Origin of the sequence: Nostoc sp. UHCC 0251 (assembly GCF_034932245.1) — a bacterium.
Classification (GTDB): Bacteria; Cyanobacteriota; Cyanobacteriia; order Cyanobacteriales; family Nostocaceae; genus Nostoc.
On sequence record NZ_JAYGHD010000502.1, the window covers coordinates 1 to 3,275 of the forward strand.

The window sequence follows — 3,275 nt, forward strand, 5'->3', positions numbered from 1 at the left end:
CTACTAAATCGTTCAGCTTTTTTCTAACTCAATTTAAAGTGGGCGAACCGGGAGTTACAGCTTGCTAAATCACAAGATATTTGCACGTCAATAGCTATAAATCTCAGCGATGCCTCCGGCTGTAAACTACGCACACTTAAGATTTTTTTATTCAATTTTTAATTAATAATTTTTAATTATTCATTGGAGCGTACTCCTAGGTCAAAGCAAGCTACGCACAGCGTCTCATAGAGAAGTGACTTGACGACTGCCTACAAAACCAATTTACATTGTTTGACGGCAAAACCTCTGCAACCTATCCCGCATCAATGACCCCAGAGGAAATTTACAAGGCAATATTAGACATTATTCAACAGAAACAGCGTAGGCGCAGCCCGTCGTAGACATCGCCAGACTCCGAAAAAACAGCATAAATTGTTAACACCCTTGCCCCCAGATATAACGAAGGTGATACACTACATCCATGCTAGGGGTGCCTACATAACCAGGCTGAGATCACACCCTTAACACCTGAGTCTGGGTAATACCAGCGGAGGGAAGCTGTTTATTGAGGAATGACAATATGCGGACAGAATGGGTTGCTAAACGACGTGGGCAGAGTAATGTATCTCAAATGCACTACGCCCGCCAAGGTGTTATCACCGAAGAAATGCACTACGTCGCCCAACGGGAAAATCTCCCTGCTGATCTCATTCGTGAGGAAGTGGCGCGGGGACGAATGATTATCCCCGCTAATATTAATCACACTAACCTAGAGCCGATGGCTATTGGCATCGCCTCTAAATGTAAGGTAAATGCTAATATTGGCGCTTCCCCCAACTCTTCTAATCTTCAGGAAGAAGTTGATAAGCTGAATCTGGCGGTGAAGTACGGTGCTGATACCGTGATGGATTTGTCCACAGGTGGCGGTAATTTGGATGAAATTCGTACTGCTATTATTAAGGCTTCGCCTGTTCCCATTGGTACAGTACCAGTATACCAAGCTTTAGAAAGTGTCCACGGCACAATCGAAAATCTGACTGCTGATGATTTTCTCCATATCATCGAAAAGCACGCCCAGCAGGGGGTAGACTATCAAACTATCCACGCAGGGATTTTGATTGAACATTTGCCTTTGGTGAGAAACCGCATCACTGGTATTGTCTCTCGCGGCGGCGGTATTTTGGCGCGGTGGATGTTGCATCACCACAAACAAAACCCGCTTTATACCCACTTCCAAGATATTATTGAGATTTTCAAAAGATATGATGTCTCCTTCAGTTTAGGAGATTCCCTGCGTCCTGGCTGCACCCATGATGCCTCAGATGAAGCACAATTAGCTGAATTGAAAACCCTGGGACAGCTAACTCGCAAAGCCTGGGAAGATGATGTACAGGTGATGGTGGAAGGGCCTGGACACGTCCCAATGGATCAAATTGAATTCAACGTCCGTAAGCAAATGGAAGAGTGTTCTGAAGCACCTTTCTATGTTTTAGGGCCATTAGTGACAGACATCGCTCCCGGTTATGACCACATCACTTCAGCCATTGGAGCAGCAATGGCTGGATGGTACGGTACTGCGATGCTGTGCTATGTAACACCTAAAGAACATTTGGGTTTACCAAATGCCGAAGATGTGCGGAATGGGTTGATTGCCTACAAGATAGCAGCTCATGCCGCTGATATTGCTAGACATCGCCCTGGTGCAAGGGATAGAGATGATGAACTTTCTAAGGCGCGTTACAACTTCGATTGGAACCGTCAGTTTGAATTATCACTCGATCCAGAAAGAGCTAAGGAATATCACGATGAAACTCTGCCAGCAGATATCTATAAAACTGCTGAGTTTTGTTCAATGTGTGGGCCTAAGTTCTGCCCAATGCAAACTAAGGTTGATGCTGATGCGCTGACAGAATTAGAGAAGTTCTTGGCGAAAGAGGCTGTGACTCAAAGCTAACAGATTAGACCTCTTGCAAAAGTCAAAGAAACCGCTGTAACTGGTATCAACTATAAGTTAAAACTCTTTTAAAACCTCGTTCCCAGTCGAAAACTGGGAATGAGACAAAATGGTTTTGCTTCTCTCAAAATATAAGGTTAGGTTTTGGCTTTCAGTGATGGCAATTGGGGCGTTGTTTTGTGCGCTCAAGGCGGCTAAATTGTGCCAAGTTCATCAGCAACACCTTTACCAAGCAAATTAATGTCCCCTCAAAAAACCTTCAAGAGGGGACTATGTAAAAAAAACTACTACAAATCCTCAAACAAATTAAGCTGTCGAGGTGTAAAGTCAAAGCGGCTCTCCGATGCCTGTGGTTCTAAGGGCTTCGAGTCGGATGCTTGTTTTCGTCCGTCAGTGTAGGGCGCGTATCAGCTACCTTACGGGAACTCGGGATCTAAACCGGGAAAGAGAGGGCCGCCAAACAGTGAAGTTGACAGCCTGTCTATGTCTGCTTGGGTTCCAGGTCTAATCCGAACGGCAGAGGGAGGAGGTAGTGGAACACTGATTTCTAAGGCTCCTCCCGATATGGTGGATGCGGCTTCATCACAGAGTTTTTCTATTACTGTTTGATTAATTAAGGTAGTTTGAATAATTCCTTTTTGTAACCAACGACGGGCTGAGGTTACAACTGGAACTGCAATAATCGTAATTTTACCGATGCGTTTTAAACGGCGTATAAGTTCAAAGTCTTCCATAATAGGCAATTTTGGGAAGCCATCAATTTGCTGCAAGACTTCTTTAGTTAAAAAAATTCCTTGATCGCCATAGGGCATTTGCAAAAAATGCGATCGCCAATTTACTCCCCATTCTACCCACCGCATACCCCAAGGTGATGCATCAATCCGCAAGTTAAACGCACCCGCAACTGTTCCTGGTTGCTGTAGTGCTGTGCGAATTATCATATCAAAGTCAGGCGGTAAACGTGTATCTGCATGAAGAAACAGCAGAATTTCACAACTAGCAGCTACAGCACCTGCATTCATTTGCACTGCACGTCCAGGAGATGACAAAATAACTTTTACACCCAATGATTGGGCTATTTCTACAGTGTCATCTTTGGAGCCACCATCTACCACAATTACTTCTATATTCGTACTAGGTTGGGTAGTTGCGTTGGCAAAGCCCGTTGTTTGCGGAGCGCGTCGCCGAAGACACTGCGCTCTGTGCGATCGCGTGCTACAGTGTGATACGAAAATAAGGGCATAAGATTTTTATGCCCTTATTCTATAATCAATCTAGAACAGCTAAGTAAGTAGGCATGAAAAAACCAAACTATGTGAAGATAAGTAAATACGGAGAA

At 44.4% G+C, this 3,275-nt stretch carries 1 protein-coding gene, 1 pseudogene and 1 riboswitch; of the genes and pseudogenes, one reads left to right on the top strand and one right to left on the bottom strand.

The features are described from left to right. Window positions 1-458 precede the first annotated feature (458 nt). Window positions 459-555, top strand: a riboswitch (TPP riboswitch). Between the two features lie 7 nt (window positions 556-562). Further along, window positions 563-1,936, top strand: a complete 1,374-nt coding sequence (gene thiC, locus VB740_RS36290; protein WP_323204640.1) for a phosphomethylpyrimidine synthase — start codon at window positions 563-565, stop codon at window positions 1,934-1,936. A gap of 596 nt (window positions 1,937-2,532) precedes the next feature. Here the strand turns inward: thiC and VB740_RS36295 are convergent. Next, window positions 2,533-3,093 (bottom strand): annotated as a pseudogene (locus VB740_RS36295) (TIGR04283 family arsenosugar biosynthesis glycosyltransferase); the annotation flags it as partial. Window positions 3,094-3,275 lie beyond the last annotated feature (182 nt).